Source organism: Micromonospora sp. WMMD1128, assembly GCF_027497235.1.
GTDB lineage: Bacteria > Actinomycetota > Actinomycetes > Mycobacteriales > Micromonosporaceae > Micromonospora.
In genome coordinates, this window is the sequence record NZ_CP114902.1 from 2447221 (window position 1) to 2470046 (window position 22826).

The 22826-nt window shown below is 71.9% G+C and carries 16 protein-coding genes; 8 read left to right on the forward strand and 8 right to left on the reverse strand.

From position 1 onward, the window contains the following. Positions 1 to 11: 11 nt before the first annotated feature. A complete protein-coding gene (locus O7602_RS11270) occupies positions 12 to 1115 on the reverse strand; it encodes a DUF4037 domain-containing protein (protein WP_281588531.1) in 1104 nt (367 codons plus the stop codon). Positions 1116 to 1377: 262 nt separating this feature from the next. Between O7602_RS11270 and rph the strand changes: the two genes are divergently transcribed. Then, positions 1378 to 3975: a rifamycin-inactivating phosphotransferase gene (gene rph, locus O7602_RS11275; protein ID WP_281588532.1), complete on the forward strand. Its 2598-nt coding sequence runs from the start codon at positions 1378 to 1380 to the stop codon at positions 3973 to 3975. Positions 3976 to 4036: 61 nt separating this feature from the next. Here rph and O7602_RS11280 read toward each other — a convergent pair whose 3' ends face one another. From O7602_RS11280 to O7602_RS11305, 6 genes are all read right to left on the reverse strand, one after another. Further along, positions 4037 to 5506 carry an arabinofuranosidase catalytic domain-containing protein gene (locus O7602_RS11280; protein ID WP_281588534.1) on the reverse strand — a complete coding sequence of 490 codons (1470 nt, stop codon included), beginning with the start codon at positions 5504 to 5506 and terminating at the stop codon, positions 4037 to 4039. Positions 5507 to 5778: 272 nt separating this feature from the next. After that, positions 5779 to 6648, reverse strand: a complete 870-nt coding sequence (locus tag O7602_RS11285; RefSeq protein WP_281588536.1) for an STM4011 family radical SAM protein — start codon at positions 6646 to 6648, stop codon at positions 5779 to 5781. Beyond that, positions 6645 to 7973 carry an STM4012 family radical SAM protein gene (locus O7602_RS11290; RefSeq protein ID WP_281588538.1) on the reverse strand — a complete coding sequence of 443 codons (1329 nt, stop codon included), beginning with the start codon at positions 7971 to 7973 and terminating at the stop codon, positions 6645 to 6647. Before O7602_RS11290 ends, O7602_RS11285 begins: the two co-directional genes overlap by 4 nt. Then, positions 7967 to 8770, reverse strand: a complete 804-nt coding sequence (locus tag O7602_RS11295; protein WP_281588540.1) for an STM4013/SEN3800 family hydrolase — start codon at positions 8768 to 8770, stop codon at positions 7967 to 7969. Before O7602_RS11295 ends, O7602_RS11290 begins: the two co-directional genes overlap by 7 nt. Beyond that, entirely contained in the window at positions 8758 to 9837 is a 1080-nt protein-coding gene (locus tag O7602_RS11300) for an STM4014 family protein (protein ID WP_281588542.1), read from the reverse strand. Before O7602_RS11300 ends, O7602_RS11295 begins: the two co-directional genes overlap by 13 nt. Before the next feature lie 42 nt (positions 9838 to 9879). Beyond that, a complete protein-coding gene (locus O7602_RS11305) occupies positions 9880 to 10812 on the reverse strand; it encodes an STM4015 family protein (protein WP_281588543.1) in 933 nt (310 codons plus the stop codon). A 230-nt stretch (positions 10813 to 11042) separates the two neighbouring features. On the opposite strand from O7602_RS11305, the gene O7602_RS11310 reads away from it, so the two are divergent. The 5 genes from O7602_RS11310 (at position 11043) to mmsB (ending at position 18011) form a co-directional block, all read left to right on the forward strand. Next, a complete protein-coding gene (locus tag O7602_RS11310; RefSeq protein ID WP_281588544.1) occupies positions 11043 to 12401 on the forward strand; it encodes an endo-1,4-beta-xylanase in 1359 nt (452 codons plus the stop codon). A 79-nt stretch (positions 12402 to 12480) separates the two neighbouring features. After that, positions 12481 to 13803, forward strand: a complete 1323-nt coding sequence (locus O7602_RS11315; protein ID WP_281588546.1) for a PHB depolymerase family esterase — start codon at positions 12481 to 12483, stop codon at positions 13801 to 13803. Positions 13804 to 14003: 200 nt separating this feature from the next. Further along, positions 14004 to 15143, forward strand: coding sequence for a multiple monosaccharide ABC transporter substrate-binding protein (gene chvE, locus O7602_RS11320; RefSeq protein ID WP_281588547.1), 1140 nt, complete (start codon positions 14004 to 14006; stop codon positions 15141 to 15143). Positions 15144 to 15225: 82 nt separating this feature from the next. Beyond that, positions 15226 to 16764 (forward strand): multiple monosaccharide ABC transporter ATP-binding protein, encoded by a 1539-nt coding sequence (gene mmsA, locus O7602_RS11325; protein WP_281588549.1) that lies wholly within the window; start codon positions 15226 to 15228, stop codon positions 16762 to 16764. Beyond that, on the forward strand, positions 16761 to 18011 hold the full coding sequence (mmsB, locus tag O7602_RS11330) for a multiple monosaccharide ABC transporter permease (protein WP_281588551.1): 1251 nt from the start codon (positions 16761 to 16763) through the stop codon (positions 18009 to 18011). Before mmsA ends, mmsB begins: the two co-directional genes overlap by 4 nt. A 50-nt stretch (positions 18012 to 18061) precedes the next feature. Here the strand turns inward: mmsB and O7602_RS11335 are convergent, their stop codons facing one another. Then, positions 18062 to 19582 (reverse strand): ricin-type beta-trefoil lectin domain protein, encoded by a 1521-nt coding sequence (locus tag O7602_RS11335; protein WP_281590253.1) that lies wholly within the window; start codon positions 19580 to 19582, stop codon positions 18062 to 18064. 789 nt (positions 19583 to 20371) lie between these two features. Here O7602_RS11335 and araB point away from each other — a divergent pair. Together araB and O7602_RS11345 are read left to right on the forward strand one after the other, a co-directional pair. Continuing rightward, positions 20372 to 22054, forward strand: coding sequence for a ribulokinase (gene araB, locus O7602_RS11340; protein ID WP_281588553.1), 1683 nt, complete (start codon positions 20372 to 20374; stop codon positions 22052 to 22054). Beyond that, complete coding sequence (locus tag O7602_RS11345; RefSeq protein WP_281588554.1) at positions 22051 to 22734, forward strand: L-ribulose-5-phosphate 4-epimerase; 684 nt, start codon at positions 22051 to 22053, stop codon at positions 22732 to 22734. The genes araB and O7602_RS11345 overlap by 4 nt, the downstream gene beginning before the upstream one ends. Positions 22735 to 22826 lie beyond the last annotated feature (92 nt).

Consider the following 22826-nt stretch of genomic DNA (forward strand, 5'->3'; position numbering starts at 1 on the left):
CGGGCGCGTGGCTACCGGTCGGGCGGGTAGAGGGCGGCGGTGAGTTTACGGCTACGGGTGCGGTGACCGAGCACGTCGGTGCTGTCGACGAACTGGTCGATGGCGCCGGTCAACGGCAACGCGCGCAGGGCGGGGTCGCCGATGGCGTCGATCAGCGCCCGGGCGAAGCGTTCCGCGTGCAGGACGCGGAAGGGCCGGCCGTGGAAGTGCCGGGTACGCGGGTCGACCGGCGCGGTCAGGCCGAGGTCGTTGTGCCGGGCGGCGGTGGTCTCGTAGGCGGTGACGAGGTGGCGCTCGCGATCGCGCCAGTTGTCGGCGCCCAGGGCAGCGGCCAGCGTGGCGGCGAGTTGGTCGGTGTCGGGGAGGCGGGCGAAGGCGGTGCCGAGCCACTTGCTGTAGGGCGGGTAGGTCCGCTCGATCAGCAGGCGTAGCCGCATGAGGTCGCGGACGAGACGGGCGGCCACGACCGCCGAGCCCAGTTCGTCACCGACCTCGCCGCAGCGGCCGACGAAGGGTTCCTCCTGGCTGACGCGTTGCCACTGGCAGGCCAGGACGTAGCGCCACACGTCGTCGGGATACCAGGCCAGCGCGCGTCGCGCCGCGGCCAGGACGCCGAGTCCGTCGTGGTGCACGGCACCGGCGGTGACCTCGGCCAGGGTCTGGGTGGGAGTGGCAAGCCAGTCCTCCGGTGTGACGCCGCTCAGCGGGTCGAAGCCGAGGTGGCCGGTCAGCCAGTCGCCGAACTCGGCGATCACGACGCCGTGCTGGACGGGCCCGGTGGTGTGTCGCAGGTGCCGGGTGCCGTGCCCGGTGCGGACCAGGCTGGTGGGATAGCCGGCGATCGTGGCGGGCAGCCGCTCGCCGAGCAGGTGGTCGACCCGGGCGCCGTGGCGGGCGAGGTCATCGGCGGTGAGGAACAGGTGCAGTCGCGGACCCCAGTCGTGGTCGGTGGACCGCCGGGTGTCGAAGCCGAGGACCTCGGACCCGGTGCCGATCAACGCCGCGCTGTAGGTGAGGTCGGGCAGGTGACGAGAGAACAGGGGCCGGACCGCGTCGTCGTGAAGCCGGCGGGACAGCTCGACGCCGGGCATGAAGTCCACGGGCACGCTCGGCATTCTCGCAACGCGGACCGGCTGCCGGCGACGGATTTTCGCCGCTCCTCGTCGGAGGCCGACCGCGCCGCACACGGCAAGGCCGCGCCGCACACGGCAAGGCCGCGCCGCACACAGCAAAGGCCGCGCCGCACACGGCAAAGGCAGGGAGACCACTCCCTGCCACCTCTAACGTATATCGCACCCCGGGTCTTGCGGCAAGACCCGGGTGGTGCCGCAGAATCGTCGGCCGGACGCGGTTCACCTGGGAAAACGGGGGCACGGAATGACCGGACGCTATGTGGTCGGATTCGACGAGATCGATGAGGGGCAGGTCGCCGTCGTCGGCGGCAAGGGCGCGCATCTCGGGGCGCTGTCCCGGACGGACGGGGTGAGCGTGCCCGCCGGCTGCTGCGTGACCACCGACGCCTTCCGGCGGGCCATGGCCGAGGTGCCGGCGCTCGACGACCGGCTCGACCAGCTCTGCCGCACGCGGCCGGACGACCGGGAGACCATCCGCACGATCAGCGCGGAGATCCGCCGCGTCGTCGAGGGCCTCGGCGTTCCCGACGACGTCGCGGCGGCGATCACCCGCGCCCTGGCCGACCTCGGCGAGCACGCCGCCTACGCGGTCCGGTCCAGCGCCACCGCGGAGGACCTGCCGACGGCGTCGTTCGCCGGGCAGCAGGACACCTACCTCAACGTGGTGGGTCCGGCCGCGATCCGCACCCACGTCGCCCGGTGCTGGGCGTCGCTGTTCACCGAGCGGGCGGTGACCTACCGCCTCCGTAACGGCATCGACCACCGCTCCGTGCGGATGGCCGTGGTGGTGCAGCGGATGGTCCTGCCGGAGGCGGCCGGGATCCTGTTCACCGCCGACCCGGTCACCGGCAACCGGAAGGTCGCCTCGGTGGACGCCGGCGTCGGCCTCGGCGAGGCGCTGGCCTCGGGGCTGGTGAACCCGGATGTGTTCACGGTGCGTGACGGCGCGATCGAGCGCCGGACGATCGCCGTCAAGCGGCGGGCCGTACGCGCCGTGCCCGGTGGCGGCACGCGGATCGAGACGATCGACCCGGCCCGCCAGGAGCGGCCCGCGCTCACCGACGCGCAGGTCCTGAGGCTGGTCCGGCTCGGCCGGTTGATCGAGGCCCGGTTCGGTCGCCCGCAGGACATCGAGTGGGGTCTGGTCGACGGCGACTTCCAGATCCTCCAGAGCCGGCCGATCACCACGCTGTTCCCCGTCCCGGCCGTCGACGACGGACAGAACCACGTCTACCTGTCGGTCGGTCACCAGCAGATGATGACCGACGCGATGAAGCCGCTGGGCCTGTCGATGTGGCAGCTGACCGCCATGGCGCCCATGCGTTCCGCCGGCGGCCGGCTGTTCGTCGACGCCACCCGGCACCTGGCGACGCCCGCCGGCCGCGCCGCCTTCCTGGACCTCATGACGCGGTCCGATCCGCTGACCCGGGACGCGCTGGAGACGATCCTGGAACGTGGTGACTTCGTGCCGACGGTGCCGGACGCGGGTCCCGCCGGTCCGCCGGCCGGTCTGCCGCCGGCGACGATCGAGACGGATCCGGCCATCGTCACGGCGCTGATCGAGGGCAGCCAGGACAGCCTCGCCGCGTTGCGGCGCGACATCCGGACCCGGTCCGGGCCCGCGTTGTTCGACTTCCTGACCGAGGCGTTCGAGGAGCACAAGCGGGTGCTCACCGATCCACTGAGCATTCAGGCGATCATGGCGGGCATGGAAGCCACCTGGTGGCTCAACGACAAGCTGGGGGAGTGGCTGGGCGAGCCCAACGCGGCCGACACGCTCACGCTGTCCGCCCCCGGCAACGTCACCTCGGAGATGGGGCTGGCGCTGCTCGACGTCGCCGACGTCATCCGTCCGTACCCCGAGGTGGTGGCGTTCCTGCGCGACGCCGGCGGGGGCGGCTTCCTGGACGAGCTGCCGAAGCTCCCCGGCGGGGTCGAGGCGCGCGACGCCATCTCGGCCTACCTGGACCGGTACGGCATGCGCTGCGTCGGCGAGATCGACATCACCAGGCCGCGGTGGAGCGAGCGGCCGGACACCCTCGTACCGCTGATCCTCGACCACGTCCGGAACTTCGCGCCCGGGGCCGCCGCGCGGCGCTTCGAGCAGGGCCGGCGGGCGGCGGAGCGGAAGGCCCGGGAGGTGCTGGCGCGACTGCGGGCGTTGCCGGACGGGGCGGAGAAGGCCGACCAGGCGCGGCGGATGATCGACCGGGTCCGGACCTTCATCGGCTACCGGGAGTATCCGAAGTACGGCATCGTGAGCCGCTACCTCGTCTACAAGCAGGCGCTGATGGCGGAGGCCGACACGCTGGTGCGCGCCGGCGTGCTGGCCGACCGGGAGGACGTCTTCTTCCTGACCTTCCCGGAGTTCCGCGACGCCGTGCGCACGCGGCGGGTGGACCGGCGGTTGATCCGCGAGCGCGCGGACGCGTTCCGGACCCACCAGGCGCTGACGCCACCCCGGGTGCTCACCTCCGACGGCGAGGCGGTCACCGGGGCGTACCGTCGTGACGACGTGCCGAGCGGCGCCCTGGTCGGCCTGCCGGTCTCGCACGGGACGGTCGAGGGGCGGGCGCGGGTCGTCCTGGACCTGGCCCGGGCCGACCTCGACCCGGGCGACATCCTCGTCACGGCCCACACCGACCCCAGTTGGACGCCGCTGTTCGTCGCCGTGGCCGGCCTGGTCACGGAGGTGGGCGGCCAGATGACCCACGGCGCGGTGATCGCCCGGGAGTACGGCCTGCCGGCTGTGGTGAACGTGCCGGGGGCCACCCGGCTGATCCGGGACGGCCAGCGGATCCGGGTGCACGGCTCCGGCGGGTACGTCGAGCTGCTGTCCTGACCCCGGTCCGGTGGGACCCGGCCGTCGCCTCCCCCGCCCGGGAGGCGACGGCCGGGTCGGCTCAGCGGTAACCCGCGGCCACGACGTTCGCCTGGACGGCGTTCTCGGTCGCGTCCGAGGGATAACCGGCCACCATGGCCCCCTCGTAGAAGGTGCCGACGCTCTGGTTCCGGTTGTCGATGCAGCAGTCGCCGCCGCTGCCCAGGATGATCGCGCCCTGCTTCTTCATCGGGCTGTAGCCGGGGGGCAGCGATCCGTCGTAGAGGGTGTAGAGGTTGCCGGACTGGGCGTTGCTGCCCTTGATGGCGAAGCGCGACGTGCCGTTGTTCTTCAGCGTGGCGGTGACGAACTTGCTGGTGAAGGCGCGTTGGTTGGGGTTCCAGGACTGGCTGCCGCCGGGGTAGAGGCCCCATTCCAGGTCGGCCTGCACCCAGGGGCCGCTGCCGGAGCAGCCGCCGAACCAGCAGCTGGTGCTGAAGTTGATCGCGTCCATCGCCCCGGCCCCGTCGGCCCGGCGGGTGGTCTCGCTGTTGCCGTAGTCGAAGCAGCAGCCGCTGTTGACGTGGGTGCCGCTGGTGACCATGTACATGCCCTCGGGCGCGCTGCCGGTGGGGATGCCGGTGTCCCGGCCGTTCCGCCAGTAGCTGCTGTTGCCGGGGATGAACAGCGAGTACGCCTTGGCCCCGCCGACCGTGATCGACTCGCGGTTCGCCACGGCCGGTTGGACCGCGCCGCCGATGCCGCCGGAGCCCTGGTAGCCGAGGTTGTTGCCCCGGGTCGTCTGGTCGTAGATCCAGGTGATGACGCATGTGGTGTTGGCGCAGAAGGAGTCCTGCGCGGCGGCGTTGGCGGGGCCGCCGGCGCTGACCGTGGTGATGTCGCGGGTGGTGTTGTCGGAGGAACGGCGGACCTGGTAGAGCCGGCCGCTGTAGGCGCGGAAGAGCGCGCGGGTGGTGCTGTGCGCGGCGACGCAGGGGGTGCCGCCGGCGGCGTAGATGTCGCAGGGGCCGTTGGCGGTCGGCGGCGGCGTGGTGGGTGGTGGCGTCGTGGGCGGGGCACTGGTTGGTGGCGTCGACGTCGGTGGCGTTGTCGTCGGTGGGGTGCTGACGCCGCCGGTGCAGGTGGTGCCGTTGAGGGCGAAGCTTGTGGGTGCGGGGTTGCTGCCGGTGGCGGCGCCGTTGAAGCCGAAGTTGGTGCTGCCGCCGGTGGGGATGGCGCCGTTGTAGGAGACGTTGGCGGCGGTGACGGCGGCGCCGGTCTGGGTGAGGCTGGTGTTCCAGTACTGGGTGACGGTCTGTCCGGCGGTGAAGTTCCAGGTCAGACGCCAGCTGCTGACGGGGTCGCCGAGGTTGGTGACGGTGACGTTGGCGCCGAAGCCGCCGGGCCAGGACGAGGAGACGATGTAGGTGACGGAGCAGCCGGCCGCGGCGGCGGACGCGAGCTGGGTGCCGGTGAGGCCGGCGGTGAGGGTGAGCGCGGCGGCGGCGGCGATCGACGCCCAGCGTCGGCGGGAACGGCTGGTGTGTGGCACGGGGACCTCCCGGTCCGTGAGGGGGACGGCACGCCCGGCTGACCACGGTTGACGCTCACGTGCGTCGGTCCGATGTGGATCGCGCTCCGGAGGCGGCCGGGTGTCGACCCCGGCGGCCCATCAGCCATGCGCGTCGAACGGCACCGGTCTGCCCTGGACCGGCGGTGGTGCGAGGTGGCAAGCTCCCGGCGGCCTCTCCGGGAGGCCCGCCCATCTATGTTTGCGTTAACATTGCATGGATGTCAACGGCGCGCCGCGCCGGGCGTCGCCGGTCAGCGCGGCGCCGTGGCCCTCGGCGGCCAGGCGGCCGGAATGCGCTCCAGCACCCCACCGGCGAACACCTCGCGCAGCCCGAGCGGCTTCAGGTGGACATATCCGATGTGGCAGTCGCAGACCGCGTTGCCGCACGCCCGCGGTCGCAGCGCGGCCCGCCACGACCCGTCGTAGAGGTTGCCGATCGGCTCGGCGATGAAGTGGCAGCGCCGAACCGTGCCGTCGCCGAGCACCGAGACGGCCGTCTCGCCGGCGTGGCAGGGCTGCCCGAGGGACAGGTGCGGGCGGACGCTGTGACCGAAGTGCGGGTCCAGGGCGGTCCACACCGCCTCCTCGTCGGCGGTGTAACGGCGCCCCTCGGCCGCGTTGACCCACAGGTAGACGGCGGGCGGCAACGCGGCGCGCAGCGCCCGCGCCTCGTCGAGGTGCTCCGGCAGGCCGACGACCCCGACCGAGTAGCGGATCCCCAACTCGGCCAGGCGCGCGCAGCGACGCAGGAACCGCGCCCGGTCGACCTGCCCCGGATGGTAGGTCGTCCACAACGCCGCCGCGCCGGCGTCGGCGTCGGCCAGCCAGTCGACCCGGGCCGCCAGGTTGGTCTGCACCACCACCCGGTCGACGTGCGGCAGGTGGGACAGCGACACCATCGCGTCCCGGTACCACCTGCGGGTCAGCGCCTCGCCCCAGGGCGTGAACAGCACCGACAGCCGCACGTCGGTGGTCGCGGCGACCCAGTCGGTGAAGCGGGCCAGCGCCGCCCGGTCGGCGCGCAGCAGCTCCGGCGGATCGCGCCGCTTGGCGAACGGGCAGTACGGGCAGTCGTAGTTGCAGCTCGCCAACGGCCCCCGATAGAGGATGGACAGGTTCACCGCAGCGCGTATCCGGTCATCGCGTGCCGCACCTCGGCGGAGGTGAGCCACGGGCCGACGGCGTCGGAGCGGGCCAACCCGGCGGCGGTGAGCCGCAGCCCCCCGTCGGTGGCCCAGCCCCGCTCGACGAGCCGGCCGAGCTGCGGGAAGTCCTCGGACGGCGGGCGGCCGAAGCGGGCCCGGTAGGCGGCGGCGTCGACGCCCTCGGCGCGCAGCAGCGAGGTCAACAGCCAGCGGCGGCGCTGCTCCGCGCCGTCGAGGCGGAACCCGAACTCGGCGTGCGCGAAATCCGCGGCGGGGCGGGCGAGGTAGTCGTCGAGCACCGCGCGTACCTGCGTGACGCTCACCGCGTAGTCGAAGGAGTAGTGCAGCGCCGTGGTGTAGGAACGGGCGCCGCAGCCCAGGCCGACCATGCCGTCGTCCTGGCAGCAGTAGCCCGGGCCGTCCGGCGTCGGCGCGTCGGCGCGGCGGAACTGACGCATCGACTCCTGCCGGTAGCCGGCCGCGCCGAGCGTCTCCACCGCCTGCCGGTAGAGCGCCAGCCGCTGGGCGTCCCAGTCGGCGCGGGCGTGCGCGCGTCGCCCCAGGCCGGTCAGCGGCCGGACGTAGAGCGGGTAGAGGAACAACTCCTCCGGCTGCCAGGCCAGCGCCGCGTCCAGGCTCTGCCGCCACGTGTCGGCGGTCTGCCCGTCGATGCCGTAGATCAGGTCAATGTTGAGCACCGGGAACCGGGCCGCGCGGATCGCGGCCAGCGCCGCCTCCACCTCGACCCGGCGTTGCGGCCGGCCGGCGGCGCGTGCCTCCACGTCGAGGAAGCTCTGCACGCCGATGCTCACCCGGGTGGCGCCGTGCGCGGCGAGCACCGCGAGCCGGTCCGGGGTCGCGGTGGCCGGCGACGTCTCGACCGACAGCGGTACGCCCGGCAGGCCGGCGCCGAGCGTGCCGGTGGCGATGGCGAACAGCTCGGTCAACTCGTCGGCGGTGAGATAGGTGGGGGTGCCGCCGCCGAACGCCGCGCGCGCGAACCCGGCGTCGTCGCCGAGCGCCTCGGCGACCTGCCCGGCCTGCCGGCGGAGCTGCCGCAGGTAGGCGGTGACCTGCTCGGCCGGCGCGTTGGCGCGGGTGAACAGGTTGCAGAAGCCGCACCGCATCTCGCAGAACGGCACGTGCAGGTAGAGGAAGAGCGCCTCGCGTGCCTCGGCTCGCCACACGTCGGCCAGCCGGGGCCGGGGACGCAGCGGCCGGTAGGAGGTCTTGTGCGGGTAGGCGTAGAGGTACTGCTGGTAGGCGGAGCCGTCGAGGCTCGGATCGGTGCTTGTCACCATGCTCCCGGGTGCAGGACGAAATCGGCGTAGGGGACGGTCCACACCACGTCGTGGCCGATCCGGTGACCGGTGTGGCCGTCCTCCCCGTACGCGGTGCCGTGGTCGGAGCAGACGATCGCGAACACCGGGCGGCCCCGGCCGGTCACCAGGCGGAACAGCCGGTCGACGCGCCCGTCCACGTATTCCAGCGCGGCGGCGTGGGTGGCCCGGCTGTCGGCTTCGGCGCCGGGCAGGTGGTGCCGGTTGGGCTGGTGCAGCGCGGCGACGTTGAGGAAGGTGAACAGCGGGCGGCCGGCCGGCAGCCGGGTCAGCACCTCACCCAGCCGGTCGAGCTGCGCGTCCAGGCAGGTGGGGGACGTGACCCCGAACTCCGGCTCCCAGTGCGCCTCGGCGAACAGGTCGGGCAGCGCCGACCCCAGCGGGCTGCGCCGGTTGAAGAAGCCCACCCCGCCCAGGCAGAGCGTGTGGTAGCCGGCGCCGGTGAGCGCGGTCGGCAGGTCCGCCGCGTCGAACACCCAGGTGTCGGCGCCGGCGGTCTCGCTGCCCGGGAACGCCGCCGCGTACCGCCGCTCGTGCCGCCCCGGCACGGTCGGGGTGGGCAGGAAACCGGCGAAGAAGGCGTGGTGGGCGGCGTAGGTGAAGCTGGCGGGGGAGTGCCGCCGCTCCCACCGGCCGCCGGGCAGCGCCCGCGCCAGCCGTGGCGTGCGCCCGGCCGCGGCCAGCTCGGCCGCCACGTCGTAACGCAACGTGTCGAGCGTGACCAGGAGCAGGTCGTGGCTGCCGATCAGGCCGCGCACCCGGCCACCTCCGCCCGCCACTGCCGCCACCGGCCGCTTGTCAGCGCGTGCACCTGCTCGGCGTAGCTGTCCCGGCCGTCGGTGACCACGCCGGGCAGCAGGTCGCCGAAGGCGTTGGCCTCGGCGACGGCGTGCCGGCGCCACCCGGTGCGGAACATCAGGTCGACACCGACGTGCAGCGAGCCGGCGAAGCAGGCGGCCACCCGCTCGCAGGTCTCCATCGCCGCGGACCAGGCCGCCGGCCCCGCCGCCGCCCGCAGCTCGGCGAGGTCGCCGCGCGCGTTGCCGAGGTGCAGGTTGGTCAGCGGCCCCCGGGCGGCGCGGACCACCGCGTGCGTGGGCCGGCCGGCGACCACGAGCACCCGCACGTCGACCACCCGGTCGCGCAGACCGGCCTTGGGCAGCCACCGCTCGACGTGCAGCCCGTCCGGCGCCAACCGGTCGACGATCGCGGCGACCGTCGACTCGTCGGTGAGGCGGCGCACCCGCAGCGAGTTGAACAGCCCGTCCGGGGTGGACTCGACAGTGGTGTCGGCCCGCACGCCGCGCGGGCCGACCGCCAGCGCGAGCACCCCGGCGGCCGACGAGCCGTGCGCCGGCTTGACGAACACCCGGGGCCAGCCGGCGGCGGCCATCGCGTCGCGCAGCGCGGCGTAGCCGGTGACCGGCGGCAGCGCGGCCGGCACCGGCACGCCGGCCGCCGACAGCACCGCGTGGCAGCGTCGCTTGTCGCACAGCGTCGCGACGTCCGCCGGCGCGTTGAGCAGCTCCGCGCCGCCGGCGGCGACCCGGGCGAGGCCGGCGACCAGACCGGCGTACGCGCCGGCGAGGCCGACCAGCTCACCGTGGCGGGCGGCGGTGGGCGCACCCCGCAGCAGCCGGTCGACCGTCGGGTCCTCGCCCGCCGAGTCCACCCGGACCACCGCGCCGGCCGGCGGGGGCGCGGCCCCGGTCAGCACGTCGGCCCAGGGGAGCACGTCGGGGGCGGGCAGGCCCGCGCCGCACACCGCCCGGGTGAACATCGCCACCCGGCGGTTGGCGGGGTTACCCACGACGGTCAGCCGCATGTCACAGGCGTTTCCGCTCGCGCGGGCGGCGGCCGGCGGCGGTCATTCCCCGACCGCGGTGAAGTAGTAGAACCGGCCGTCGTGCTTGTCGGCGGTCTGCGGGTCGGAGACGTCCACCTCGACGCCCGGCAGCGCGGCGACCACCGACGCGGCCACCTCGTCGGACAGGAAGTGGTGGTGCAGGTCGAGCCGGCGCAGGTGGGTCAGCGGCCGACCGGCCAGCAGCGCCGCCGCGCCGGTGTCGCCCAGCACGCCCATGGACAGGTCGAGGACGTCCAACCGGTCGATGACCGGCGCGTCGGCCACCGCGACGGCGATCGCGTCGGCGTGCTCCGCGTTGCACAACGCGAGGTGCCGCAGCGCCGGGAGCCGGTCGCCGGCCAGCACCGCCGCCAGGTCGTCGACGGTGGCGTCACCGCCGTAGTCGGCGACGCCGAGCCACAGGTCGAGCCGGTGCAGCGCCGGCAGGTCGCACTCCCCGACCGCGCGCACCACCGTGCCCGGCAGGCCGCCCGACTCGATGCGCAGCTCGCGCAGCCCGGTGTGCCGGACCGGCTCCAGCCGCAGGCCCTGGGCGCCGCGGATGCCCAGCACCTCCAGCGCCGGGCAGGCCGCCAGCAGCGGGGTGACGTCCCCGTGGGTGAGCCAGGAGATCTCGCACTGCTCGGCGACCAGGTCGGCGAGGAACAGCGCCCGCAGCCCGGTCCACCGCCGCGCCGCGTCGACAAGCACGTCCACCGGCAACGGGCGTTCGTACGCCTCGCCCCACTCGCCCACCACCACGGCCCGCACCGCCTCCGCCGGCACCTCGTCCAGCATGGCGGCGAGCAGGCCGGCGAACTCGGCCGGATCGGCGTCGAACTCCTCGACCTCCAGCCGCCAGGCGACGGCGGACGGATCCGCCGGCAGCGGGGCCCCCGGTGTGAACGGCAGCACCGGCAACCCGGCGAACGACGAGACGTGAGAGTTGATCACACCAACCTCCGGTGCGGCAGCGGCAAGGGCGGCGGAACCGTAACAGGCTGCCCCGACACGACTGTCGGCCGACCATCGGCGGGCGCACGAGGGCGCACACCCGTGACGCCGGACTTGACGCGGGGCATGTTATCGCTCACAGTCGATGGCAGGGCATCCGCAGCACAGGCTCTCCGGGCGAGCCGCGCTGGTCGTGTCACCACCGCTGTAACCCGGAAGAGGAATCCTGCATGAGACCCACGAGAGCCCTGCTGTCCACCGGCCTGCTGGCCGGGGTGCTCGCCGCCGGCATGGCGGTGGCCCTGGCCCCCACCGCCAGCGCCGGCACCACCCTGCGCGCGTCGGCGGCCGAGAAGGGCCGCTACTTCGGCGCGGCGGTCGCCACCAACAAGCTGTCCGACAACACGTACGTGACGGTGCTGAACCGTGAGTTCAACTCCGTGGTGGCCGAGAACGAGATGAAGTGGGACGCCACCGAGTCCCAGCAGGGGCGGTTCAACTACTCCGGCGGCGACCGGCTGGTCAGCCACGCCCGGGCGAACGGGATGAGCGTCCGCGGCCACGCCCTGCTCTGGCACCAGCAGCAGCCGGGCTGGGCGCAGGGCATGTCCGGCTCCGCGTTGCGCAACGCGGCGATCAACCACGTCACCCAGGTGGCCACCCACTTCAAGGGCCAGATCTACGCCTGGGACGTGGTGAACGAGGCGTTCGCCGACGGCGGCAGCGGTGGGCGTCGCGACTCCAACCTCCAGCGCACCGGCAACGACTGGATCGAGGCGGCCTTCCGGGCCGCGCGGGCCGCGGACCCGGGCGCGAAGCTCTGCTACAACGACTACAACACCGACGGCATCAACGCGAAGTCGACGGGCGTCTACAACATGGTGCGGGACTTCAAGTCCCGTGGCGTGCCGATCGACTGCGTCGGCTTCCAGTCGCACCTGGGCACCACGATCCCCGGTGACTACCAGGCCAACCTCCAGCGCTTCGCCGACCTCGGCGTGGACGTGCAGATCACCGAGCTGGACGTGATGACCGGCGGGAACCAGGCCAACATCTTCGGCACGGTCACCCGCTCCTGCCTGGCGGTGTCGCGTTGCACCGGCATCACCGTGTGGGGCGTGCGGGACTGCGACTCGTGGCGTGGCTCGGACAACGCGCTGCTCTTCGACTGCTCCGGCAACAAGAAGGCCGCGTACACGTCGGTGCTGAACGCGCTGAACGCGGGCGGCACCAACACGCCGCCGCCGAACACGACCACGCCGCCGCCGCCGAACCAGACCACGCCGCCGCCGAGCAGTGGTGGTTGTTCGGCGTCGGTGACGCTGAACTCGTGGACCGGTGGTTTCGTGGCTTCGGTGAAGGTGACGGCCGGTTCCGGTGGTACCCGGGGTTGGACGGTCAGCCTGACGTTGCCGGGTGGCGCGAGTGTCACCAACACGTGGAGCGCGACCGCCAGTGGCAGCACCGGCACGGTGCGGTTCGCGAACGTGGACTACAACGGCCAGCTCAGCGCCGGCCAGAGCGCCGAGTTCGGGTTCCAGGGCAACGGCAGCGCGTCGGGCATCACGCCCACCTGCTCCGCCAGCTGATCCACCCGCCGGCCCGGCCCACGTCACCGTGGGCCGGGCCGGCGGCCTCCGTCCGTACCCCACCATGGAGGAACCGCCGATGAGAGCGAAGATCGCGCTGCTCGCGGCCGTGCTGGCGACGGTCCTGACGACGGCGGTCGCCGTCGTCACCGCCGCCGGCCCGGCGTCCGCCGCCGCGCTCACCCAGGTCACCAACTTCGGCACCAACCCGACGAACCTTCAGATGCACCTGTACGTGCCGGACCGGCTCCCGGCCCGGCCGGCCCTGCTGCTGGTCCTGCACTACTGCACCGGCAGCGGTCCGGCGATGCACACCGGTTCCGGCTACAGCCCGTTGGCCGACCGCTACGGGTTCATCGTGATCTACCCGTCGGTCACCCGCAGCAGCAAGTGCTGGGACGTGTCGTCGCCGCAGGCGCTGCGGCGCGGTGGCGGCAGCGACCCGGTCGGTCTCAAGTCGATGATCGACTACGTGACGAGCCGCTACCCGGTCGACCCGGCCCGCATCGGCGTCGCCGGCGCGTCGTCCGGCGCGATGATGACCAACGTGATGGCCGGCGTGTACCCGGACGTGTTCCACGCCGGGGTCAGCTCGTCCGGTGTGCCGTACGGCTGCTTCGCCACCACCAACGGCTCGGAGTGGAACAGCGACTGCTCCGGCGGGCGGATCACCAAGACCCCGCAGCAGTGGGGCGACCTGGTCCGCAACGCCTACCCCGGTTACACCGGCCGGCGGCCCCGGATGCAGATCTGGCACGGCACCACGGACACCACGCTCAGCTACGTCAACTTCGGCGAGCAGATCAAGCAGTGGACGAACGTGTTGGGCGTGTCGCAGACGCCGAGCATGACCGACTATCCGCAGGCCAGCGCCACCCGGACCCGCTACGGCGGCACCGGTGGCATGCCGCCGGTGGAGGCGATCAGCCTCCAGGGCTACGGCCACTCGATCCCGTTCGACGCCGCCCAGGCGGTGCGGTTCCTCGGTTTCGACGGCACCGGCGCGACCACGCCGCCGCCGAGCCCGACGACCCCGCCGCCGAGCCCGACCACGCCGCCGCCGAGTCCCACCACGCCGCCGCCGAGCACGACGTCCCCGCCGCCGAGCACGGGTGGTTGTTCGGCGTCGGTGTCGGTGAACTCGTGGCCCGGCGGTTTCGTGGCTTCGGTGAAGGTGACGGCCGGTTCCGGTGGTACCCGGGGTTGGACGGTCAGCCTGACGTTGCCGGGTGGCGCGAGTGTCACCAACACGTGGAGCGCGACCGCCAGTGGCAGCACCGGCACGGTGCGGTTCGCGAACGTGGACTACAACGGCCAGCTCGGCGCCGGCCAGAGCGCCGAGTTCGGGTTCCAGGGCAACGGCAGCGCGTCGGGCCTGACCCCGACCTGCGCGGCTTCCTGAATCCACCGGCCCGTCGGGGCGGTGCGACGGCCCGTCGTCGCGCCGCCCCGCGGCTTCCTCTCCTCCGCACGGCGGTCTTGTTACGAGAACGAGACATGCGCGTTTCGCCCGATCGGTTGACGTTGCAACTTGTGAGCGTTAACACTCGCCGGGAGGAATACCTGTGCGGTTCGTGGAGTACGTAGGGGAGAGGAAAGCTCGTGCGCAGACGATTTCTGGCCGCGCTGGGCGGCGTCGCGATCGCCGTCAGCATGGCCGCGTGCAGCGGTGACGGCGCGGGTGGCGGCGAGGACAAGAGCTCGGCCAAGCCCAGCGACCTGACGATCGGCGTGTCGATGCCGACCCAGACGTCGGAGCGGTGGATCGCCGACGGCAACTCGGTGAAGGAGAAGCTCCAGGCCAAGGGCTACAAGGTCGACCTGCAGTACGCCGGGGACGAGATCCCCACCCAGTCGCAGCAGATCGACCAGATGATCACGCAGGGCGCGGACGTGCTGGTGATCGCCCCGATCGACGGCACCGCGCTCAGCGGTCAGCTCCAGGCCGCCGCGGCGGCGAAGATCCCGGTCATCTCCTACGACCGGCTCATCCGCAACAGCCCCAACGTCGACTTCTACGTCAGCTTCGACAACTACAAGGTCGGCGTGGCGCAGGCCAACGCGCTCCTGGTCGGCCTCGGGCTGCAGAACAAGGACGGCTCGAAGGGCAGCGCGACCGGTCCGTTCAACGTGGAGCTGTTCGCCGGCTCGCTCGACGACAACAACGCCCACTTCTTCTACAACGGCGCGATGGACACGCTCAAACCGTACTTCGACGCCGGCACGCTGAAGGTGAAGTCGGGTCAGACGAAGATCGAGCAGATGGCCATCCTGCGCTGGCAGCAGGAGACCGCGCAGAAGCGGATGGAGGACCTGCTCACCTCCAGCTACAACGACGGCACCAAGATCGACGGCGTGCTGTCGCCGTTCGACGGCATCTCCCGGGGCATCATCACCGCCCTGCAGAACGCCGGCTACCGCGGCGGGGCCAAGAAGATGCCGGTGATCACCGGCCAGGACGCCGAGGTCGCCTCGGTCAAGCTCATCAACGACGGCGTCCAGAGCTCGACCGTCTTCAAGGACACCCGTCTGCTCGCCGAACAGGCCGTGGCCGCCGCCGAGTCGTTCCTCAAGAAGGAGGAACCCAAGGCGAACGACACCAAGGCGTACGACAACGGTGTCAAGGTCGTGCCCGCGTTCCTGCTGCCGGTGCAGACCGTCTACAAGGAAGACATCAAGTCGGCGCTGATCGACTCCGGCTACCTGACCGAGCAGGAAGTCGCCGCCGGCCGGGCCGGCTGATCCGTGCGGCGGACCCGGTGGCGCACCGCGTCACCGGGTCCACCGGCGCACCGACGCGACGGCCACGAGCAGGACGGTTTCCATGAGCGATCACATCCTCGAAATGCGGAACATCACGAAGACCTTTCCCGGAGTGGCCGCGCTCCAGGACGTCTCGCTCGCCGTCCGGCGCGGCGAGATCCACGCGATCTGCGGCGAGAACGGCGCCGGCAAGTCCACCCTGATGAAGGTGCTGTCCGGGGTGTACCCGACCGGCAGCTACGACGGCGAGATCGTCCTCGACGGCAAGCCGGTCGAGTTCCGGGGCATCCGGGACAGCGAGTCCCGCGGCGTCGTCATCATCCACCAGGAGCTGGCGCTGGTGCCGTACCTGTCGATCGCGGAGAACATCTTCCTCGGCAACGAGCGGCGCGGTCGCAGCGGGCTGATCGACTGGCACCGCACCAACGCCGAGGCCACGGCGCTGCTGCGGTCGGTCGGGCTGGACGAGAACCCGTTGACCCCGGTCATCCAACTGGGCGTGGGCAAGCAGCAGCTGGTGGAGATCGCCAAGGCGCTGTCCAAGAAGGTGCGGCTGCTGATCCTGGACGAGCCGACCGCGGCGCTGAACGAGGTCGACTCGGCGCACCTGCTGGACCTGCTGCGCCGGCTGCGGGACCAGGGCATCACCTGCATCATGATCTCCCACAAGCTCGGTGAGATCACCGCGATCGCGGACTCGACCACGGTGATCCGGGACGGCCGGACGGTCGAGACGCTCGACATGAGCGACGGCACGGCGACCCAGGAGCGGATCATCCGTGGCATGGTCGGCCGCGACCTCGCCGCGTTCTATCCGACCCGCACCTCGACGCCCGGCGACGAGGTGCTGCGGATCGAGGACTGGACGGTGCGCCATCCGACCCAGGACCGGCTGGTGGTCGACCGGGCCTCGCTCTCGGTCCGCGCCGGCGAGGTGGTCGGCATCGCCGGGCTGATGGGCGCCGGCCGCACCGAGCTGGCGATGAGCGTGTTCGGCCGCGCGTACGGCCGGGACATCTCCGGCCGGATCTTCGTCAACGGCCGCGAGGTGCGGACCAGGACGGTGGCCGAGGCGATCGCCAACGGCATCGCGTACGCGACCGAGGACCGCAAGCACTACGGCCTCAACCTGATCGACGACGTGCGGGGCAACATCTCGGCCGCGGCGCTGGGCAAGCTCGCGCGCAACGGCTGGATCGACGGCAACGAGGAGATCAAGGTCGCCGAGCAGGGCCGGCGCGAGATGAACATCAAGGCGCCCACCGTCATGTCGGTGGTGGGCAAGCTCTCCGGCGGCAACCAGCAGAAGGTCGTGCTGGCGAAGTGGCTGTTCACCGACCCGGACGTGTTGATCCTCGACGAGCCGACCCGGGGCATCGACGTCGGCGCGAAGTTCGAGATCTACACGATCGTCAACCGCCTGGTGGCGGCCGGGAAGGCCGTCGTCATCATCTCCTCCGAGCTGCCCGAGCTGCTCGGCATGTGCGACCGCATCTACACCCTGGCGGCCGGTCGGATCACCGGGGAGTTGCCGGTGGGCGAGGCCACCCAGGAGAACCTGATGGAACTCATGACCAAGGACAGGGATCTCGTCGGATGACCAGCACGAAGCCCTCCACCTCGCCGAAGGCCACCGCGCCCGACGCCGGGGCGGGCGCCACCCTGCACACCGGGACCAGTGACCCGCGGACGCTGATCCTCGGCAACCTGCGCCAGAGCGGCATCTACATCGCCCTCGTGGTGATCGTCGCGCTGTTCGCGATCCTCACCGACGGCGTCTCGCTCAGCCCCGGCAACCTCACCAACATCGTCCTTCAGTACTCCTACATCCTGGTGCTCGCGATCGGCATGGTCATCGTGATCATCGGCGGGCACATCGACCTGTCCGTCGGCTCGGTGGTGGCGCTCACCGGGGCGGTCTCCGCCGTGCTGGTGATCCGCGAGGGCATGCCCTGGTGGGTCGGCATCCTGGCCGCGCTCGCCGTGGGCGTCGCGGTGGGCGCCTGGCACGGCCTGTGGGTCGCGTACGCCGGGATCCCGGCCTTCATCGTCACCCTGGCCGGCATGCTGCTGTTCCGCGGCCTGACCCTGCGTGTGCTCGACAACATCTCGCTGTCGCCGTTCCCGTCCGAATACCAGCGGGTCGCCGCCGGCTTCCTCAACGGGCTCCTCGGTGGGCAGGGCTTCGACGCCTTCACGCTGCTGATCGGTGTCTTCGCGGTGGTCGGGTACGCGGCGAGCGTCTTCCGGACCCGGCTGGCCCGGATCCGCCACGAGCAGCCGGTGGAGTCGTTCCCGCTGTTCGTCGTCCGGGTGGTGGTGGTCGGCGCCGTCGTCATGTGGTTCGCCTGGCAGCTCGCCCACGCGCGTGGCCTGCCGATCGTGCTGATCATCCTGGCCGTGCTGGTGCTCATCTACGGCCTGCTCACCCGCCGCACCGTCTTCGGCCGTCAGGTCTACGCGATCGGCGGCAACCTGCCGGCGGCGACGCTGTCCGGTGTGCGGGTGAAGACGGTCAACTTCTGGGTCTTCGTCAACATGGGCTTCCTCTCCGCCGTGGCCGGGGTGATCTACTCGTCCCGCTCCAACGGGGCCCAACCGGCGGCCGGCAACATGTTCGAGCTGGACGCGATCGCGGCGGCCTTCATCGGCGGCGCGGCGGTGACCGGTGGGGTCGGCACCGTCGTCGGCGCGATGGTCGGTGGCCTGATCATGGCGGTGATGAGCAACGGAATGCAGCTCATGGGCGTCGACCAGTCCATCCAGTCGGTGGTGAAGGGCCTGGTGCTTCTCGCCGCCGTGGCGTTCGACATCTGGAACAAGCGCCGCGCCGCGGGCAGCCGCTGAGCCCGGCCGGCCGGCCGGACGGCGGGGAAGCCGTCCGGCCGGCCGCACGGTCACGCCCGGCTCCACCGCTGGTTGGTGTTGCCGTGGCAGGTCCAGAGGATCACCCGGGTGCCGTTGGCGGTGGCGCCGCCGTCGACGTCCAGGCACAGGGACGGGAAGCGCCCGTTGCTCACCGTGCCGTTGCTGTTGAACGTCCACTGCTGGTTGGTGCCGCCGTTGCAGTCCCAGATCTGCACCCGGGTGCCGGTGGTCGCGTTGGTCGGCACGTCGAGGCACTTGCCCAGCACCTGGAGCGTCTGCCCGCTGGCGGTGAACTGCTGGTTCGGGTTGCCGTGGCAGTCCCAGATCAGCGTGCCGGTGCCGTTCGCGGTGCCGCCGTTGTCGACGTCGAGGCACCGGCCGGCCGACTCGCTGCGCAGCCGGAACGTGGTCGGGGTGGGCGGCGGGGTGGTGGTGCCGCCCCCGCTGACCCGGTAGACGACGGTGCCGTGGCCGGGGACGCTCGCCGAGATCGCGCCGGAGGTGGTGCTCGTCGTGTCGGTCCACGCATCGCGCAGCGTGAACGAGGTGCCGCTCTTACCCACCGCCGCCGCGGTGGTGGAGATCGTGGTGGTGCCACTGCCCTGGTTGAACAACGCCACCGCCACATCACCGTTGGCCAACCGCTTCGCCAACACCCGGCGGGTACCGTCGAACGACACCTGCGCCGCCTGCAACGCCAACGCGTCCTGACTGATCCCGATCAACGTCGGATTCTTCAGAATCGTCTGCGTCGCCGCGTTCATGTTCCGCAGATCGTTACCCGCGATCAACGGCGACGCCAACACCGCCCACAACGCGAAATGACTCCGCATCTCCGTGTCGGTCATCCCACCCCGACCCACCTCCAACATGTCCATGTCGTTGAACGCCCCCGGCCTCGCCCGCCCCGCAAGGGGCACCGTCACGTCCACGATGTTCTGGATCCCCATCGGATACCCGTTGGTCTGCCCCGAGTTCCACGTGTTCGTGATGTCCTCCGTGGTCCGCCACATGTTCGCCACATCACCCCAGTCCCGCTGCGGACCCGTCTTCGAATGCACACTGTTGGAGTTGATGCTGTACACGATCGGCCGACCCGTCCCCGCCAGGGCATCACGCATCAGGTTGAACACCCGCACCTGCTCATCGATCGACCCAGACGGCGAACACCAGTCGTACTTCAGATAGTCCACCCCCCAGGACGCGAACTGACGCGCGTCCTGCACCTCATGCCCCTGCGCCCCCGTCGACCCCGGATAACTGTTGAAATACTGCGCACACGTCTTCGTCAACGGACCCTGATAGATCCCGAACTTCAACCCCCGCGCATGAATGTAGTCACCCAGGGCCTTCATCCCCGACGGGAACCGACCCGGATCCCCCTGCAGATTCCCCGCCGAATCCCGATTCGGATTCATCCAACAGTCATCCACCACCACATACTCATACCCGGCATCCCGCATACCAGAACTCACCATCGCGTCCGCCATCTGCCGGATCAACGACTCACTGATATTGCAACCAAACGTGTTCCAACTGTTCCACCCCATCGGCGGCGTACGAGCCGCACCGTTGTCAAGCGCCCGCGCCGGGTGCGGGGTGACGACCCCGTCGGTGACGGTGGCCGCGAGGGCGACCGCCGCCACTCCCAGGGCGGCGAGCATCCATCGTGTCCTTCTGCGCACAGGTCCTCCTCGGTTGACGGGCGCCGACGAAGCCGGCGTCCTTCAGGGAGCGACCGCCGGCCGCGGCCCGTGCCACGGATCGTCGGTGGGCACCGGGGAGGCCGTGGCGTCGAGGGGACCGGTGGACCGCCGGCAGCCGCTCTTCGGTGGTGGATTCGGCGATGGCCGGGACGCCGCCGGCCGCCACCTCGCTGCGTGCCGGTTGCGTCCGCCCGGGGATCGGCACGCCGGTGCAGTGATGCCGCGGATGTTATCGCTGACATCAAACTGTGTAAATAGTTGAAGGCGTCTCGCAACGCTTGCCGACCGGGTCGACGGGAACCCGGCCGGACGGAAAAAGTGCCGTTGAGAGCCCCTCTGCCGGCCCGCCGGGCGGCTGGCCCGGTGTCCGTACCGGGGCGCGGGCGGATGATCGACGAGTGTCCACGCAAGGCATCGATTGTTCTCGCTAACACTGCGGCGCGCGGGTCCGGATCCGCCGACCGCCGGTCGCTCTCGTGGATCTCGCGCGAGGGGTGGGCGGGCCGGTACCCGCGCCGTCCGCGGCGGGTGTCGCGCGGCGACCGTTCCCGTTACGTAGCCGTTGCGTTCGGGTGTCTTGACGGATGTATATGTGAGCGCTAACACTAACTCCGTGACACGGGAGAGGTGCAAATGAGCGAGGTGGACGCGGCCGACCGGTACGTGATCGGGGTCGATTTCGGCACGCTGTCCGGGCGGGCGCTCGTGGTGCGGGTCCGCGACGGCGCCGAACTCGGCACGGCGGTGCACGAATACCGGCGCGGGGTGATCGAGACGGCCCTGCCCGACGGCGGCCCGCCGCTGCCGCCGGACTGGGCGTTGCAGGATCCCGACGACTACCGGGACGTGCTGCGCGAGGCGGTGCCCGCCGCGCTGGCCGCCGCCGGCGTGGACCCGGCCCGGGTGATCGGGATCGGCACCGACTTCACCGCCTGCACCGTGCTGCCGACGCTCGCCGACGGCACCCCGCTGTGCGAGGTGCCGGAGCTGCGTCACCGGCCGCACGCCTGGGTCAAGCTCTGGAAGCATCACGCCGCGCAGCCGCAGGCCGACCGGATCAACGCCCTGGCGCACGAGCGGGGCGAGCCGTGGATCGGCCGCTACGGCGGCAAGATCTCCGCCGAGTGGCAGTTCGCCAAGGGGTTGCAGATCCTGGCCGAGGACCCCGAGGTCTACCGACGGGCCGACCGCTTCATCGAGGCCGCCGACTGGATCGTGTGGGAGCTGTGCGGCGCGGAGACCCGCAACGCCTGCACCGCCGGCTACAAGGGCATCCGGCAGGACGGCCAGTACCCGTCACCGGACTACCTGGCCGCGCTCGACCCGGACTTCACCGACTTCGTGACCAAGCTGGACGGCCCGCTGCTGCCGCTCGGCGACCGGGCCGGCACGCTCAGCGCGCGCGCCGCCGCCTGGACCGGGCTGCCCGAGGGCATCGCGGTCGCGGTCGGCAACGTCGACGCGCACGTCACCTCCGCCTCCGCCCAGGCGCTGCACCCGGGCCGGCTGGTGGCCATCATGGGCACCTCCACCTGCCACGTGCTCAACGGCACCCACCCGGCCGAGGTGCCCGGGATGTGCGGTGTGGTCGACGGCGGCATCAGCCCCGGCGCCTGGGGCTACGAGGCCGGGCAGAGCGGCGTGGGGGACATCTTCGGCTGGTTCGTGCGGCATGCCGCCCCGGCCGGCCTGGACTCGCACGAGCGGCTCACCGAACTGGCCGCCGCCCAGCCGGTCGGCGCGCACGGCCTGGTGGCGCTGGACTGGTGGAACGGCAACCGCTCGCTGCTTGTCAACCACGACCTCAGCGGGCTCGTCGTCGGGCTGACCCTGGCCACCCGCCCGGCGGACGTCTACCGCGCGTTGCTGGAGGCCACCGCCTACGGCACCCGGATGATCATCGAGGCGTTCGCCGAGGCGGGCGTGCCGGTCGACGACCTGGTGGTGGCCGGCGGGCTGACCTCGAACCGGTTGCTGATGCAGATCTACGCCGACGTCACCAACCGGCCGCTCGGCATCATCGGCTCGGCCCAGGGGCCGGCGCTCGGGTCCGCCATCCACGCCGCGGTCGCCGCCGGGGCGTACCCGACGGTGCACGAGGCGTCGGCGGCCATGGGCCGGGTCGACGAGGGCGTCTACCGGCCGATCCCGGACAACGTCCGCGCCTACGACGCGCTCTACGCCGAATACCGGGCGTTGCACGACCACTTCGGTCGCGGCGGGAACGACGTCATGCTCCGCCTGCGGGCGATCCGGAACGCGGCGGTGGACGCCGCCGCGGCGCCGCACGACTCGACCCTGGAGGTGGTCGGATGAACACCGACGTCGCCCGGCAGATCGCCGCGCTGCGGCAGACGGTCGCCGGCCTGCACCGCGAGCTGACCCGCTACAACCTGGTCGCCTGGACCGCCGGCAACGTGTCCGCGCGGGTCCCCGGGCAGGACCTCATGGTGATCAAGCCGAGCGGGGTGGACTACGACGACCTGACCGCCGACACCATGGTGCTCTGCGACCTGAACGGCGTCGTGGTCGACGGCGGCGGCTCGCCGTCCAGCGACACCGCCGCGCACGCCTACGTCTACCGCGCGATGCCCGAGGTCGGCGGCGTCGTGCACACGCACAGCGGGTACGCCACCGCTTGGGCGGCCCGGGGCGAGTCGATCCCGTGCTGGCTGACCGCGCAGGCCGACGAGTTCGGTGGCGAGATCCCGGTCGGGCCGTTCGCGCTGATCGGCGGCGACGACATCGGCAAGGGCATCGTCAGCACGTTGTCCGGGCACCGGTCACCCGCGGTGCTCATGCGCAACCACGGCGTCTTCACCATCGGCAAGGACGCGCGCGCGGCGGTCAAGGCCGCGGTGATGTGCGAGGACGTCGCTCGCACGGCGCACCTGGCCCGCGCGCTCGGGCAGCCGCTGCCGATCGCGCCGGCCGACATCGACGCGCTCCACGACCGCTACCAGAACGTGTACGGCCAGCGCCCGCCCACCGGGTGACCCCGACCAGCACCACCTCTCATCCCACCACCACAACCGGTCGCCCCGGCCCCGCCGGTCGCGCGCCCGGATCACCCCACCCACGAGGAGAA

Bases quoted from the DNA above. Each gene is read 5' to 3' on its own strand.
- O7602_RS11310 (WP_281588544.1), top strand. From the start codon at position 11,043: ATGAGACCCACGAGAGCCCTGCTGTCCACCGGCCTGCTGGCCGGGGTG.
- O7602_RS11335 (WP_281590253.1), bottom strand. From the start codon at position 19,582: ATGGGGTGGAACAGTTGGAACACGTTTGGTTGCAATATCAGTGAGTCG.
- mmsB (WP_281588551.1), top strand. From the start codon at position 16,761: ATGACCAGCACGAAGCCCTCCACCTCGCCGAAGGCCACCGCGCCCGAC.
- O7602_RS11270 (WP_281588531.1), bottom strand. From the start codon at position 1,115: ATGCCGAGCGTGCCCGTGGACTTCATGCCCGGCGTCGAGCTGTCCCGC.
- O7602_RS11345 (WP_281588554.1), top strand. From the start codon at position 22,051: ATGAACACCGACGTCGCCCGGCAGATCGCCGCGCTGCGGCAGACGGTC.
- araB (WP_281588553.1), top strand. From the start codon at position 20,372: ATGAGCGAGGTGGACGCGGCCGACCGGTACGTGATCGGGGTCGATTTC.
- rph (WP_281588532.1), top strand. From the start codon at position 1,378: ATGACCGGACGCTATGTGGTCGGATTCGACGAGATCGATGAGGGGCAG.
- mmsA (WP_281588549.1), top strand. From the start codon at position 15,226: ATGAGCGATCACATCCTCGAAATGCGGAACATCACGAAGACCTTTCCC.
- O7602_RS11300 (WP_281588542.1), bottom strand. From the start codon at position 9,837: ATGCGGCTGACCGTCGTGGGTAACCCCGCCAACCGCCGGGTGGCGATG.
- O7602_RS11315 (WP_281588546.1), top strand. From the start codon at position 12,481: ATGAGAGCGAAGATCGCGCTGCTCGCGGCCGTGCTGGCGACGGTCCTG.
- O7602_RS11290 (WP_281588538.1), bottom strand. From the start codon at position 7,973: ATGGTGACAAGCACCGATCCGAGCCTCGACGGCTCCGCCTACCAGCAG.